The organism is Neisseria sp. HMSC078H04 (assembly GCF_001838135.1).
Classification (GTDB): domain Bacteria; phylum Pseudomonadota; class Gammaproteobacteria; order Burkholderiales; family Neisseriaceae; genus Neisseria.
Genome location: NZ_KV835822.1, coordinates 273,651 through 287,729 on the forward strand (window position 1 = coordinate 273,651; position 14,079 = coordinate 287,729).

The following is a 14,079-nucleotide window of genomic DNA, read 5'->3' on the forward strand; positions in this document are numbered from 1 at the left end:
TTCACAATCAACAATAAGGAAAACTCATGTTGCCAGAATCAGCCCTTGCCGAAATGTACCCTGTAATCATGACCCCCAGCCATGACGGCAAATATTTCCACAACTACACCCTCTCACTTCTGAACATCGTCCACACCAACGCCGCACACGGCCTGCCGCTTCAAGTGATGATGCAGCGCGGCGAAAGCCTGATTACGCGCGCGCGCAACAACTGCGTGGCCAGATTTTTGGAAAACAAAGAATGGACGCATTTATTTTGGATTGACTCCGACATCGGCTTCTCTCCCGATTCATTCTACCGCCTGCTCTTGGCCGACAAAGACGTTGTAGCCGGCGTTTATCCGCTCAAACGAGAAAACTGGCCGAAAGCAGGCCTTCCGGCTGGCATGACCCAAGCCGATTTTGAGCGCATGTACACTTCTTACACCGTCAATACCAACGACAAAAATGAAAACGGTGAAATCGTCCTGAAAGTAGATGAAGACGGTTTTATGAAAGTCCATGACGCGCCAACCGGCTTCATGGTTATCAAACGCAGCGTATTTGAAAAAATGATAGAGGCCTATCCCGAGTTGAACTACGTCTCCGACAGCGACTACAGCCCGGAAAACAAAGGCCTGCACTACCGCTTCTTCGACTGCATGGTCGACCCTGAAAGCAAACGCTACCTATCCGAAGACTACACATTCTGCCACCTCTGGCGTCAAATCGGCGGCGAAGTGTACGTCGACGTGCAATCCAATCTGACCCACCAAGGCGCAAAAGTGTATCGCGGCTCGTTTGCCGAATCCCTGCAAACCAATGTTGCCAATGCGGTTTATGCCCCAGAAGGCACCACCATGCGCCTCGAGCTGGCTGCGCCATTGCACGCCAATCCGCGCGGCGCAGAATAAGATTGGCCGACAGGCAGGCGAGACACTTTAATTCTGCCTGTCTGCCACCATATAACGCCTATCGTTTTCTTTTCAGACGGCCAAAAGGCCGTCTGAATCCATCTTATTCAGGAGAAACCATATGAGCGACAACGTCCTGCTCCACTTGGGCGAAGAACCCCGTTTCGACCAAATCAAAACCGAAGACATCAAACCCGCCCTGCAAACCGCCATCGCCGAAGCACGCGAACAAATCGCCACCATCAAAGCACAAACGCACACCGACTGGGCAAACACCGTCGAAAAACTGACTGACATTACCGAACGAGTCGGCCGCATTTGGAGCGTGGTTTCCCATCTCAACTCCGTCGTCGATACGCCCGAGCTGCGTGCCGTATACAACGAATTGATGCCTGAAATCACCATTTTCTTCACCGAAATCGGTCAAGACATCGAGTTGTACAACCGCTTCAAAATCATCAAAAATTCTGCCGAATTCAACACACTCTCCCCGGCGCAGCAAACCAAGCTCAACCACGACTTGCGCGACTTCGTCCTCAGCGGTGCCGAATTGCCGCCTGAACAGCAGGCAGAACTGGCGCAACTGCAAACCGAAGGCGCGCAACTGGGTGCCAAATTCGCACAAAACGTCCAAGACGCGACCGACGCTTTCGGCATTTACTTTGACGATGCCGCGCCGCTTGCCGGCATCCCCGAAGACTCCATCGCCATGTTTGCCGCTGCCGCGCAAAGCGAAGGCAAAACAGGCTACAAAATCGGCCTGCAGATTCCGCACTACCTCGCCGTTATCCAATACGCCGACAACCGCGAACTGCGCGAACAAATCTACCGCGCCTACGTTACCCGTGCCAGCGAATTGGCTGACGAAGGCAAATTCGACAACACGGCCAACGTCGAACAAACGCTTGCAAACGCGCTGAAAACCGCCAAACTGCTCGGCTTCAAAAACTACGCCGAGCTGTCGCTGGCAACCAAAATGGCGGATACGCCCGAGCAGGTTCTGAACTTCCTGCACGACCTTGCCCGCCGCGCCAAACCTTTTGCCGAAAAAGACTTTGCCGAGATCAAGGCCTTTGCGCGCGAAAACCTGAATATCGAAGACCCGCAATCATGGGATTTGAGCTATGCCGCCGAAAAACTGCGCCAAGCCAAATACGCCTTCAGCGAAACCGAAGTGAAAAAATACTTCCCTATCAGCAAAGTATTGGCAGGCCTGTTTACCCAAATCAAAAAACTCTACGGCATCGAGCTGGCTGAAAAAACCGTCCCCGTTTGGCACAAAGACGTGCGCTATTTCGAGCTGAAACAAGACGGCCAAACCATCGGCGGCGTTTACATGGACTTGTACGCACGCGAAGGCAAACGCGGCGGCGCATGGATGGACGGCTACAAAAGCCGCCGCCGTTTCGCCGACGGTACGCTGCAACTGCCGACCGCCTACCTCGTCTGCAACTTCACCCCGCCGGTCGGCGATAAAGAAGCGCGTTTGAGCCACGACGAAATCATCACCCTCTTCCACGAAACCGGCCACGGCCTGCACCACTTGTTGACCCAAGTTGACGAAGTGGGCGTATCCGGCATCAACGGCGTCGAATGGGACGCGGTCGAGCTGCCCAGCCAATTCATGGAAAACTTCGTTTGGGAATACGACGTATTGGCGCAAATGTCCTCGCACGAAGAAACCGGCGCGGTATTGCCGAAAGAGCTGTTCGACAAAATGCACGCGGCTAAAAACTTCCAACGCGGTATGTTCCTCGTCCGTCAAATGGAATTTGCCCTCTTCGACATGGAAATCTACCATCAGGAAGATGAAGGCCGTCTGAAAGAATGGCCGCAAATCTTGGACAAAGTGCGCCAAGAAGTCGCCGTAACCCAACCGCCGGCATACAACCGCTTTGCCTTGAGCTTCAGCCACATCTTCGCCGGCGGCTACTCCGCAGGCTATTACAGCTACGCATGGGCGGAAGTTTTGAGTGCAGACGCTTACGCCGCTTTTGAAGAAAGCGACGATGTTGCCGAAACAGGCCGCCGCTTCTGGAAAGAAATACTGGCCGTCGGCGGTTCGCGCAGCGCAGCAGAATCCTTCAAAGCCTTCCGCGGCCGAGAACCAAGCTTGGATGCCCTGCTTCGCCACAGCGGTTTCGACAACGCAGCTTGATTTGAAAATCCGCCGTTTTAATTGCTGATTCAACGCTAAAGGCCATCTGAAATGTTTCAGACGGCCTTTTTATAATCAATCCAATATTTTCAGCAAAACAAATAAAACCATTCAGCCGATAAAACTACTCGGCGCGGAACGCTGCAACGGTTGCCAAGCTCAATATTTTCCCAATGCAGACAAGCCACCCATAAAAACAGGGCATGTTCCCATGCCCTATCATTTGAATTTCAGACGGCCTTTCGGTTGTCAAAATTTATTAGGAACAATAAGTAAGCCCTATCCCTAACAAGACTTCGAGGAAAACAGAAGTCCGCATTTCAAACCCCTATCTCCCCCTGCCCATCGCTAAAATTAGTTTTTGCCCTTTTTATCGCCGGTATCCAAGCGCATATTGATAAACTCCATCATCAAATCTTTTTTAGTCCAGAAAAAGGTTTTCATTTTTTCCAAAGAATAGATTTTCCGAATCATCGCCGGCAATCCTGCGTGAACGATGGCGGCAACCTCGCCATTGGTTGTTTCGTTGTCCATGGCGGCTTTGAGGTTTAGATTGCGCGTATTCAGGTAGTCGCAAAGCGCTTTTCTGACGCTGTTGCTAATTTCAAATTGTTTCATGTTTTCCGTCCATAATGTTTTTATAATTAAATAGCATAGGATTTTAACAAGTTTTTTGCATCGTGCATATCTCAACTTGCATATTGTTGCAGAATTTACAATTTGGTTTTTGGGTAAAATCGTACCTGCAACACATTGTTGCGGCGCACTAAATCGGATTGTTTTGACTATTTTGTTTTGGCTTAAGCAGTATTGCGGATAAAATAATGGTTTTAGGTTTTGAGGCCGTCTGAAATGTATTTGTGGTTTAAGCTGCTGCATGTATTTTTTGTAATTTCTTGGTTTGCCGGACTGTTTTATCTGCCGCGGATTTATGTGAATCTGGCGCAATTAGAGCCCGGCAGCATGGAATATATACGGCTGACGGATATGTCGCGGCGACTGTACCGCTTTATGTCGCCTTTGGGCTGGGGAACGCTGATATTCGGCGCGGCCATCGGGTTTGTTAACAATTGGTGGGGCAACGGCTGGCTGGCGGTTAAATTATTGTGCGGCCTGCTGCTCTTGGCTTATCAGCTTTATTGCGGCCTGCTGCTGCGCCGTTTTCAAAACGGCAGCAATGTGTATTCGCACCGCTGGTATCGGGTATTCAACGAACTCCCCGTTTTGATGATGGTGGCCGCGCTTTATATGGTGGTTTTCAAGCCGTTTTAATCTTCAGACGGCCTGTTTGGTAAATAAGGAAAGAATTCATGACGGTCGAAATCGAACGCCGCTTTTTGCTGGCGGATGACAGTTGGCGCAAAGCGGCAGACGAACCGCTGGTGTTGCAACAGGGCTATTTGAGCGTGGAAAAAGAGCGCACCATCCGTGTGCGGATTATCGGTTCGCAAGCATGGCTGACCCTGAAAGGCTATATTTCCGACATGACGCGCAGCGAGTTTGAATACGAAATTCCTCTGGCTCACGCGCAGGCGATGATGGCGGATATGTGTCCGTTTAAAATGGAAAAATACCGCTATCGTGTCGAATTTGAAGGCTTTGTGTATGAAATCGACGAATATTTCGGCGACAATGCGCCCTTGATTGTGGCGGAAATCGAATTGCCGTCTGAAGATACCGAGTTTCCCAAACCGTCTTGGCTGGGCAAGGAAATCACGTCAGACGGAAAATTCACCAATGCGTATTTGAGCAAACATCCGTATTCGTCTTGGACGGAATAACGGGTACGACCCACATACAAAAAAGGCATGTATCACACATGCCTTTTTTCTTTTCAGACGGCCTGATTTGCTTTACCGATTTGCATCGAGCTGCTTTCGACATACCGTTTCAAATATCGGGCAAGCCCTCATTTTTTATCCGTGTAGCCTTACGCCGGACGGCAGGCAACCATGTAGTTGACTTCAGTCGAATCGCACAAGGAATAACGGCCGCTCAACAAATTGTAGGTCATGCCCTTGCTTCCGACGGTATCCAATCCGGCTTGGCGGCACATGCGCGCGAGTTCTGCCGGCGTGATGAATTTTTTCCAGTCGTGCGTGCCTTTGGGGACGAATTTCAACAGATATTCCGCACCGACTATCAGATGCAGATAAGATTTGGGATTGCGGTTGATGGTGGAGAAAAACACCATGCCGTCAGGTTTGACCAGTTTCGCGCAGGCTTGAACGATGGCGGCCGGATCGGGAACGTGTTCCATCATTTCCATACACGTTACCACGTCAAAGCTGTGCGGCTGCTCGGCGGCGAGGTCTTCAACGCGGATACAGCGGTAATCGATATTGGCAACGTGTTGGGCGGCCGCATGGGCAGCGGCGGTTTGCAGGGATTTTTCCGCCATATCGATGCCGGTCACGTGTTCTGCGCCGCGTTTGGCCATGCTTTCCGACAAAATCCCGCCGCCGCAGCCTACATCCAGCACGCGTTTGCCTGCCAATCCGGCATAGCCGTCGATATAGTCGAGGCGTAAGGGGTTGATGTCATGCAGGGGCTTGAATTCGCCGTTTTTATCCCACCATTTATCGGCGATTTGGCTGAACTTGGCGATTTCGCCGGCATCTACGTTGTCGTGTTGATTGCTCATGGTTTGCTCCTGCATAAAATCATTCGCCTGATTTTAGCCGATTGTGCTTCAAAATAAAATGTTTCAGACGGCCTTTGCCTGTTTATCGGCCCTATTTCAACTTTCATCCGTCTGCCCATAAAAAACGCACCTTGTTGCAAGGTGCGTTTCAATCGGTGCGATTTAGAATTTAGCGCCGGATTCGTTGGCCATGTAGTCAACCGCAGCTTTCACTTCATCATCACTCAAGCTGCCGTTGCCGCCTTTGGCTGGCATGGCTTGGAAGCCTTCGATTGCATGTTTGTGCAGAGTGTCTTGGCCTTGTTTGATACGGGGCGCCCAGTCTTCTTTTTTGCCTACGGCCGGAGCGCCGGGAATCAAGCCGCTGTGGCATGCTTTACAGTTCGCTTCAAAAACAGCTTTGCCGTCCACTTTGGCGGATTCTGCAGGTTTGGCTTCAGCGGCAGGCGCTTCGGTTTTCTCTTCAGGTTTGGCAGCTTCTTCAGGTTTAGCGGCTTCCTCTGCTTTGCTGGCAGCGGCTTCAACCTTATCAGCGGCTTCTTGAGCGGCAGATGCAGTCGCATCGGCAGCAGAAGCGGCTTCGTTTTTCACTTCAGATGCAACGGCTTGAGCAGTCTCTTGAGTCTCCTGTTTAGCCTCTTGGGAACAAGCTGTCAAACCAGCCATCATCATTACGGCAATCAGTAATTTGTTCATGTTCTGTCTTTCCTTAGTTTTAGTTTAAATCACTGTTTTATATAAACAGCTTAAAAATTCTAGCATAGAAACTAATACTTTCGACCTACACTATAATAAATATTGGTATAAATCAGATTTTGTCTCAAAAACTGAAAAACATATTGACACCACCTCTCTACTCGGATAGAAATTTACCCCATTTGTCATGAAGCGCGATAACTTTCATTTTATTGTTCAATCAGTTACTCATTTTATTTTCAAAGTTTCTTTTAGAATTCAACTTTTTACCGACTTCTCCATGAGTAGCGTCAACCTGAAAGCCATCCCCATCTCAAAAAGGCCGTCTGAATCCCAATCAGGTTTCAGACGGCCTTTTTGAATCATGTTAATAAACATTTGCCGCTTGGCCATGCAAAAGACACCGGCAGGCCTACTTGTTTATAGAGTTTTTCATATCCCGACTACAATTTAATCCAGTGCCGCCATTAGTCTTTTGCCAATATTTCAGCTTCAGTCCACAATCCCCGCTTCTGCTCTGCCGTCAATTTCTTAATGCCGATTTCCCGTTTCAGCGCTTCACTTTTGTTCAGGCCGTCTGAAACAATGCGCATCTCGACAGGCTTGTTCAACCGCGTGTATTTCGCGCCTTTTCCTGACAAGTGCGCCGCAAATCGCTCTTGCGGACGGTTGCTGATGCCGCAATAAAACGCGCCGTTTTCGCACAAAATCAGGTAAACGCTCCAATTGTCCGCGTTCATAAATCCCCTTCCTTGGCAAAACTCTCGGTAAAAATGCGCACGGCAACCTCGGTTTTAACAGACTGCACACGATAAGGCGTTACCAAATAAAGGCTGACCGGCGGCAATGTCCATTCAGGCAAAACCGCTTTCAGACGGCCTTGTTCGATTTTCTCCCTCACTTCGCCGCCCACTTGTAAAGACAAACCGAAACCACTTTCGGTCAGGCTGCGCACAGCGGCCAAATGCGTGCAGGCGATGCTGTCGGCGACGTCGAGAAAATAGCTTTCTTCACCATTTTGCAAGGTCGTACGGACAGGTAAAAAATGCAGCCAGCTGTGTGCATGAAGCTGAGAGGGATGGGTAATGGGCGGATACCGGTCGAGATAATCGGGCGCGGCGCAAATGATGTACGGCCAAGTCACGAGATGGCGCGCAACCAAGTTGGGATCGTCCAAAGCCCGGTCGCCGCCGCGTATGGCGATGTCGGTCTGATTGTGTTGCAGGTCGTCCAAAGTATCGCTGAAATTGAAGACAGGGCGGATTTTGGGAAACTCGGCTTGCAATCGTGAAAACGCAGTCTGAAAAGCGCGGGAACCGATGACGCAGGAAGTCAGGGAAATACGCAATTCGCCGACGGGTTCGGTTTTCAGATTGTCGATAACGGTACGCGTATCGGCAAGGGTGGCGGCGAGGCGGCAGCAGTATTCGCCCAAGGCGCGGCCGGCATCGGTAGGCGCAAGACTGCGCGTGCTGCGGTTTAACAGCTTGATGCCATGCAGGGTTTCGAGGCGGTTGATGTGCTGGCTGACGGCAGACGGCGTCATGCCCAGTGCGGCCGCAGCGGCGTTCATGCTGCCGTGTTCGAGGACGGCGGCGAAAACAAGCAGGGGTTTGATGTCTTGCATTTCGACTAATTATGTAGTTCAACTTCACAATAATAACAGTAAATCAGGGATTATCAAGCGTTTCAGACGGCCTTACAATGCACTCATCTAATCAATCGAATCCCAACAAGGAGTCAAATATGAAAATCGCAGTTATCGGTGCAACTGGTTATGTCGGCAACGCAGTCGTCCAAGAATTGGCAGGCCGCGGTCATGAAATAACCGCTTTCGCTCGCAATACAGACAAAGTGTTCCAAGCGCAAAATGTTGCCGCAGTCTCTGCAGATGTCAACGCAGCAGATTTCGCCGACAAACTGGCCGGTTTTGATGCCGTAGTCAGCGCATTCAACCCGGGCTGGACCAATCCCAACATCGGCGCAGATTTCACACGTGGCGCAAACAGCATTGTCGAAGCAGCAAAAGCAGCGCAAGTGCCTTATTTATTGGTCGTCGGCGGCGCGGGCAGCCTGTATGTGGCACCCGGTTTGCAAGTTATCGATACGCCCGACTTCCCGAAAGAAATTTTCGACGGCGCCAATGCCGCACGCCATCTTTTGGCAGAACTCCTGCCGCGCCGCGACGTGAACTGGTCTTTCGTTTCCCCTCCGGCACGACTGGGCGCGGACGGCGGTTTCAGCGAAGACAAAACCGGCAAATACCGCTTGGGTAAAGACGATTTGCTGATGGACGGTGAAATTCCGGTAGGCATCAGTGTGGCCGATTTGGCAGTCGCCATCGCCGACGATGTGGAAAACAAAGCGCATTTGTTTGAACGCTTTACCGTCGCCGCTGTTTAATCATCTTAATTTAAAGGCCGTCTGAAACTAAAAGTTTCAGACGGCCTTTGCATGCGCTCATCTCATCAATCGAATCTCAACAAGAAGTCACACATGAAAATCGCAGTGATTGGTGCAACAGCTTATGTCGGCAACGCAAGCAAAGTTTTCCAAGTGCAAAATATTGTCGTCGTCTCCACATACGAATAAAATCTGTCGGCAATTTATATCAAAATTACAAAAATATTTTGAACAAAGTGAAGGAACTGTACCAGAGTAGTAAGGAGCCCATCCTGAAAAGATGTAGATCATAAATTGCATATTGTGAGCAACAATCCGCTCCGCTACCGATCTTTTCTCACGCAAGCGCTGATGGTTAAGATGATCTGAAAGCATCTCTCTAATTTTTCAGACGACCTCAATTTTCCCTGTACTCTATTTCAAGGAGTTTTCATGACACCTCAAACTGTCTTAGATTTCTGGTTTACCGAAGAAAACCACCCTTTCCAATTTGCCCGCAACAATGGATTCGATGCCCAAATTCGCGCTCAATTTTTCGATATCTGGCAGCAGGCAGCTCGCGGCGAACTTTCACACTGGCGCGATACCCTGCAAGGCAGGCTCGCCGAAATCATTATTCTTGACCAATTCTCGCGCAATCTGTTCCGCGACAGCCCTCAAGCGTTTGCCCAAGATACTGCTGCACTCATTCTTGCCCAAGAAGCCGTTCGCCAACCCGGCTTCGCCGACCTCCTTCCGCATGAACGCCATTTCATGCTAATGCCGTTGATGCACAGCGAAAGCCAAGTTATCCATGAACAAGCCGTACCGCTGTTTGAACGCTATACCAATGAAAACGCATTGGCCTTTGAAATCAAACACAAAGTCATCATCGACCACTTCGGACGCTATCCGCACCGTAACGCCGTATTGGGGCGTAAAACCACGGAAGAAGAAGCAGAATTTCTGAAGCAGGAAGGTTCATCATTTTAATTCCATCAAAGTCAAAGGCCGTCTGAAACCGAAATCAAGGTTTTCAGACGGCCTGCATCATCGTGAAATCACTATATAATACCGTCTATTAAATTCCAGATACGAGCCAACCATGTCCGCAACCCAACCCACCATCGCCGCCATCGCCACCGCACCCGGACGCGGCGGCGTCGGTGTGATCCGTCTTTCCGGCAAAAACCTGCTGCCTTTGGCGCAAACCCTCAGTGGCGGCAAAACGCCCAAGCCGCGCACCGCGCTTTACACCGACTTTCTCGGCGGCGACGGGCAGCCGATAGACAACGGCATCCTGCTCTACTTCGCCGCCCCCGCCAGCTTTACCGGCGAAGACGTGATTGAGTTGCAGGGACACGGCGGCCCCGTCGTGATGGACATGCTGCTCTCGCGCTGCCTCGAACTGGGCGCGCGTATGGCGGAGCCGGGCGAATTTACCAAACGCGCCTTCCTCAACAACAAACTCGACCTTGCCCAAGCCGAAAGCGTCGCCGACCTCATCGACGCCTCCAGCAAGTCCGCCGCGCGTATGGCATTGCGTTCGCTCAAAGGCGCGTTTTCCCAACACATACACGAGCTGGTGGACGACCTTATTACTTTGCGGATGCTGGTTGAAGCCACGCTCGACTTCCCCGAAGAAGACATCGACTTTCTCGAAGCCGCCGACGCGCGCGGCAAGCTCCAAGCCCTGCAAGGCCGTCTGAAAACCGTGCTTGCCAGTGCGGAACAAGGCGCGATTTTGCGCGAAGGCATGAACGTCGTCCTCGTCGGCGCACCCAACGTCGGCAAATCCAGCCTGCTCAACGCCTTGGCGGGCGACGACATCGCCATCGTAACCGACATCGCCGGCACCACCCGCGACACCGTGCGCGAACAAATTACCCTCGACGGCGTACCCGTTCACATCATCGACACTGCCGGCCTGCGCGAAACCGACGACGTGGTCGAACAAATCGGCATCGAGCGCAGCCGAAAAGCCGTCTCCGAAGCCGATGTCGCCCTGATTCTGATTGACCCGCGCGAAGGCGTGAACGCCAAAACCCAAGCCATTTTGAACAGCCTGCCTGAAGGTTTGAAAAAAATCGAAATCCACAACAAAGCCGACCTGACCGGCGAACCTGTCGCCGTCCGTTCAGACGGCCTCGCACAAACCGGTGCGGAAAGTGTCATCAGCCTGTCTGCCAAAACCGGCGTCGGCCTTGATTTGCTCAAACACGCGCTGTTACAAGAAATCGGCTGGCAGGGCGAAAGCGAAAGCCTGTTCCTCGCCCGCAGCCGCCACCTCAACGCCCTGCACGAAGCCGAAGCCGAGCTGGAAAACGCCACCTTCTGCAACAACAACCAAATCGAGCTTTTCGCCGAACACCTGCGCCTCGCCCAAAACGCGTGCAGCGAAATCACCGGCGAATTTACCGCCGACGATTTGCTGGGCGTGATTTTCTCGCGCTTCTGTATCGGCAAATAAAACGGTTTGCCATCAAATATAAAGGCCGTCTGAATATTCAGACGGCCTTTTTTATCACCAAAACAAGCTTAATTTCACTTGCGTTTATTTATTGGCAGCTTCTGCCATATTTTTTGCGATTTTGGTCGCACCAACTGTCAAACCGGACATGCCGATCAGAGAAGCCGCGGCCAATTTGATTAATGTTTTCATTTTAACTCTTTTCTGTGTATTTAAGGGTGTGTTGTGTATTTTTTATTTATCGGCATCAGCCATATTGTGGGCGATATTGGTTGCGCCGACGGTCAGGCCGGACATACCGATTAAAGAGGCTGCCGCCAGTTTGATTAAAGTTTTCATTGTTCATCTCACTTTCTTGTCTGTCGGCCGAAAAACGGCCTAAGTTGCGTTTTCTAAGGTATTGTAATTGATTCGTTTATAATTGAATTATTTGTGTATAGCCGTTTCGATATTACGGGAGATGCCGACGGCAGAAGCCGATATTCCGGACATACCGATTAAAGAAGCGGCAGCAAGCGTTATTAAATGTCCCATTTTAAGTAGTCCTTTTTCATAGATACAAAATGTTATTTAACAACATACACATTTTTTCGCCAGCATCTGCGCTGCCGACAGGACGAATCATACCGTGTTAATCGTTAATTAATACAACTTTTCCGTAAAGATAAAATACTAAAAATATACATAATAATGGTTATAGTTAATTTATATTTTGTTTTGAAAATGACACCGATGTCTTTCTCAATGACACCGATGTCTTAATTACATACACACTACAAACGTATCTTGCTGTGCCCATAAAATTCCTCCTTTTTTGTTGCAAAATTGCACTCTAAATTAAATATATTTTTAAATTCAAAATGTTACAAATTTATCTTTTTCACAACCTAAATGTTCAATTAGTCAAAACCAATACCTTTGATAGCTTCTTTTAAAGAAAACACACGTTTCTAGCGCATATCCGACCATAAAATGCGCTGCAAATATATGATATAGTGAAACATTCTGCGTATTGACTATTTCCAGCATGAACAACACCCTAATCCTGACCGGCGCGGCCGCATTTTTTATCGGCGCGCTGTTTGCTTGGCTTATAACACGCTACCAAGCCCAAAGCCGACACTTTATTGTTTTGCAAGAATTGGCCGAAAGCCGCCGCCTGCATGAGTTTGCCGAACAGGTGCAGGCTCAAACTGCGGCGGACTTGGCGCAAAGCCGCCATACCGTGCAGGAATTGCAAGACGAATTGCAGGAGACGGGCAACCGCTTTGCCGCAGCCGAAAAACAGATTGCCTATCTGCAAGATTGCGAGGCCGAAGCCGAAGCTTTAAAACACGAATGTGCAAAATGGCAGCAAAGCGCGCAAAACCTGCAAATCAACAACGAACGCCTAAACACTCAGCTGATTCAAGAACAGGCATTGAGTGCGGATAAAAATACGCTTTTGCAACAACAAGAAACGGAAAAAGGCCGTCTGAAACAAGACTACGATTCGCTTTTAGAGCAAAACCATGCGCTGCAAGTCCAAAACGAACGCCTCTCCACACAACTGACTCAAGAAAAAGCCAATATCGACGACAAAAACAGCCTTTTACAGCAACAGGAAGCTGAAAAAGGCCGTCTGAAACAAGAATACGCCGCCCTTTTGGAGCAAAACCACGCGCTTCAAGTCCAAAACGAGCGCCTCAATACCCAATCGGAAAAAGACCGTCAGGCTGCCGAAGAAAAGCTGACCCTGCTGGCAGATGCGCGTAAAAACCTGAGCGACCAGTTCCAAAACCTCGCCAACACTATTCTGGAAGAGAAAAGCCGCCGTTTTACCGAGCAAAACCACAACCATCTCCAGCAACTGCTCAATCCGCTCAACGAACGCATCCACGGCTTCAGCGAGCTGGTCCAGCAGACTTATGAAAAAGAAGCCAAAGAACGCCTGACCATCGAAAATGAGCTCAAACGCCTGCAAACCCTCAACACCCAGCTCCACCACGATGCCAAAGCGCTGACCACTGCGCTGACCGGCACGCAAAACAAAACCCAAGGCAACTGGGGCGAGATGATTTTGGAAAGCGTATTGGAAAATTCCGGTCTGCAAAAAGGCCGCGAATACATCATTCAAGCCTCCAGCGTCCGCCACGAGGCAGACGGCACCCAGCGCCGCCTCCAGCCCGATGTCCTCATCAATCTGCCCGACAACAAACAAATTGTCATCGACTCCAAAGTATCGCTGACCGCCTACGTCCGCTATACGCAAAGCACCGGCGCAGAAGCAGAACACGAGCTTGCCAACCACGTCGCCAGCATCCGCGCCCACATCAAAAGCTTGGCAGCAAAAGATTACACCGACCTTGAGGGCGTCAAAACGCTGGACTTCGTCTTTATGTTCGTCCCTGTCGAACCGGCCTACCTCCTCGCCCTGCAACACGATCCAAACCTCTTCCAAGAGTGTTTCGACAAACGCATCATGCTGACCGGCCCCAGCACCCTGCTCGCCACCCTGCGCACCGTTGCCAACATCTGGCGCAATGAGCAACAAAACCAAAACGCGTTGGCGATTGCCGAGGCAGGCAGTAAACTTTATGACAAATTTGTCGGCTTTGTCGAAAGCATGGACGGCATCAATAAAGCGCTCGGTCAGGCTCAATCCCAGTTTCAGACGGCCTATGGCCGCTTGGTGTCCGGCAGGGGCAACCTCATCAGCAGCACCGAAAAACTACGCAAATTGGGCATCAAAGCCGGTAAACAGCTGCAACGCGATTTATTAGAAAAAGCCATGTCGGAAAACGAAGACCACGCCTCCTTACCGACCGCACAAGACCAAGAAAATGACTGATAAAAT

13 protein-coding genes are annotated in these 14,079 nt (G+C 50.3%); 8 read left to right on the forward strand and 5 right to left on the reverse strand.

The annotated features are described in order from the left end of the window. The first annotated feature begins 26 nt into the window (after positions 1–26). Positions 27–893, forward strand: coding sequence for a hypothetical protein (locus HMPREF2560_RS01530; protein WP_070607226.1), 867 nt, complete (start codon positions 27–29; stop codon positions 891–893). A 121-nt stretch (positions 894–1,014) separates the two neighbouring features. Further along, complete coding sequence (locus HMPREF2560_RS01535) at positions 1,015–3,051, forward strand: M3 family metallopeptidase (RefSeq protein ID WP_070607229.1); 2,037 nt, start codon at positions 1,015–1,017, stop codon at positions 3,049–3,051. A 354-nt stretch (positions 3,052–3,405) separates the two neighbouring features. Here the strand turns inward: HMPREF2560_RS01535 and HMPREF2560_RS01540 are convergent, their stop codons facing one another. Continuing rightward, positions 3,406–3,669: a hypothetical protein gene (locus HMPREF2560_RS01540; RefSeq protein WP_070607232.1), complete on the reverse strand. Its 264-nt coding sequence runs from the start codon at positions 3,667–3,669 to the stop codon at positions 3,406–3,408. Between the two features lie 234 nt (positions 3,670–3,903). Here HMPREF2560_RS01540 and HMPREF2560_RS01545 point away from each other — a divergent pair, with 234 nt between their 5' ends. Both HMPREF2560_RS01545 and HMPREF2560_RS01550 read left to right on the forward strand, forming a co-directional pair. Then, positions 3,904–4,323, forward strand: a complete 420-nt coding sequence (locus tag HMPREF2560_RS01545) for a CopD family protein (RefSeq protein WP_070607235.1) — start codon at positions 3,904–3,906, stop codon at positions 4,321–4,323. Positions 4,324–4,361: 38 nt separating this feature from the next. Then, on the forward strand, positions 4,362–4,832 hold the full coding sequence (locus HMPREF2560_RS01550) for a CYTH domain-containing protein (RefSeq protein WP_070607238.1): 471 nt from the start codon (positions 4,362–4,364) through the stop codon (positions 4,830–4,832). Positions 4,833–4,981: 149 nt separating this feature from the next. On the opposite strand, the gene ubiG is transcribed toward HMPREF2560_RS01550, so the two are convergent. From ubiG to HMPREF2560_RS01570, 4 genes are all read right to left on the reverse strand, one after another. Next, positions 4,982–5,695: a bifunctional 2-polyprenyl-6-hydroxyphenol methylase/3-demethylubiquinol 3-O-methyltransferase UbiG gene (ubiG, locus tag HMPREF2560_RS01555; RefSeq protein WP_049333599.1), complete on the reverse strand. Its 714-nt coding sequence runs from the start codon at positions 5,693–5,695 to the stop codon at positions 4,982–4,984. 162 nt (positions 5,696–5,857) lie between these two features. Then, positions 5,858–6,391 (reverse strand): c-type cytochrome, encoded by a 534-nt coding sequence (locus tag HMPREF2560_RS01560; RefSeq protein WP_070607239.1) that lies wholly within the window; start codon positions 6,389–6,391, stop codon positions 5,858–5,860. A 467-nt stretch (positions 6,392–6,858) separates the two neighbouring features. Further along, on the reverse strand, positions 6,859–7,131 hold the full coding sequence (locus HMPREF2560_RS01565; RefSeq protein ID WP_070607242.1) for a GIY-YIG nuclease family protein: 273 nt from the start codon (positions 7,129–7,131) through the stop codon (positions 6,859–6,861). After that, positions 7,128–8,018 carry a LysR family transcriptional regulator gene (locus tag HMPREF2560_RS01570; protein ID WP_070607245.1) on the reverse strand — a complete coding sequence of 297 codons (891 nt, stop codon included), beginning with the start codon at positions 8,016–8,018 and terminating at the stop codon, positions 7,128–7,130. Before HMPREF2560_RS01570 ends, HMPREF2560_RS01565 begins: the two co-directional genes overlap by 4 nt. Positions 8,019–8,137: 119 nt before the next feature. Here HMPREF2560_RS01570 and HMPREF2560_RS01575 point away from each other — a divergent pair, with 119 nt between their 5' ends. The 4 genes from HMPREF2560_RS01575 (at position 8,138) to rmuC (ending at position 14,073) form a co-directional block, all read left to right on the forward strand. Next, positions 8,138–8,794 (forward strand): NAD(P)-dependent oxidoreductase, encoded by a 657-nt coding sequence (locus tag HMPREF2560_RS01575; RefSeq protein WP_070734692.1) that lies wholly within the window; start codon positions 8,138–8,140, stop codon positions 8,792–8,794. Positions 8,795–9,226: 432 nt separating this feature from the next. After that, positions 9,227–9,766, forward strand: a complete 540-nt coding sequence (locus HMPREF2560_RS01580; protein WP_004520918.1) for a DUF924 family protein — start codon at positions 9,227–9,229, stop codon at positions 9,764–9,766. Between the two features lie 112 nt (positions 9,767–9,878). Further along, positions 9,879–11,243, forward strand: coding sequence for a tRNA uridine-5-carboxymethylaminomethyl(34) synthesis GTPase MnmE (gene mnmE, locus HMPREF2560_RS01585; protein ID WP_070607250.1), 1,365 nt, complete (start codon positions 9,879–9,881; stop codon positions 11,241–11,243). 1,027 nt (positions 11,244–12,270) lie between these two features. Beyond that, positions 12,271–14,073 carry a DNA recombination protein RmuC gene (gene rmuC / locus HMPREF2560_RS01590; RefSeq protein ID WP_070607253.1) on the forward strand — a complete coding sequence of 601 codons (1,803 nt, stop codon included), beginning with the start codon at positions 12,271–12,273 and terminating at the stop codon, positions 14,071–14,073. Positions 14,074–14,079 lie beyond the last annotated feature (6 nt).

Bases quoted from the DNA above. Each gene is read 5' to 3' on its own strand.
- HMPREF2560_RS01550 (WP_070607238.1), top strand. From the start codon at position 4,362: ATGACGGTCGAAATCGAACGCCGCTTTTTGCTGGCGGATGACAGTTGG.
- HMPREF2560_RS01570 (WP_070607245.1), bottom strand. From the start codon at position 8,018: ATGCAAGACATCAAACCCCTGCTTGTTTTCGCCGCCGTCCTCGAACAC.
- HMPREF2560_RS01580 (WP_004520918.1), top strand. From the start codon at position 9,227: ATGACACCTCAAACTGTCTTAGATTTCTGGTTTACCGAAGAAAACCAC.
- HMPREF2560_RS01575 (WP_070734692.1), top strand. From the start codon at position 8,138: ATGAAAATCGCAGTTATCGGTGCAACTGGTTATGTCGGCAACGCAGTC.
- mnmE (WP_070607250.1), top strand. From the start codon at position 9,879: ATGTCCGCAACCCAACCCACCATCGCCGCCATCGCCACCGCACCCGGA.
- ubiG (WP_049333599.1), bottom strand. From the start codon at position 5,695: ATGAGCAATCAACACGACAACGTAGATGCCGGCGAAATCGCCAAGTTC.
- HMPREF2560_RS01530 (WP_070607226.1), top strand. From the start codon at position 27: ATGTTGCCAGAATCAGCCCTTGCCGAAATGTACCCTGTAATCATGACC.
- HMPREF2560_RS01545 (WP_070607235.1), top strand. From the start codon at position 3,904: ATGTATTTGTGGTTTAAGCTGCTGCATGTATTTTTTGTAATTTCTTGG.
- HMPREF2560_RS01535 (WP_070607229.1), top strand. From the start codon at position 1,015: ATGAGCGACAACGTCCTGCTCCACTTGGGCGAAGAACCCCGTTTCGAC.
- HMPREF2560_RS01560 (WP_070607239.1), bottom strand. From the start codon at position 6,391: ATGAACAAATTACTGATTGCCGTAATGATGATGGCTGGTTTGACAGCT.
- rmuC (WP_070607253.1), top strand. From the start codon at position 12,271: ATGAACAACACCCTAATCCTGACCGGCGCGGCCGCATTTTTTATCGGC.
- HMPREF2560_RS01540 (WP_070607232.1), bottom strand. From the start codon at position 3,669: ATGAAACAATTTGAAATTAGCAACAGCGTCAGAAAAGCGCTTTGCGAC.
- HMPREF2560_RS01565 (WP_070607242.1), bottom strand. From the start codon at position 7,131: ATGAACGCGGACAATTGGAGCGTTTACCTGATTTTGTGCGAAAACGGC.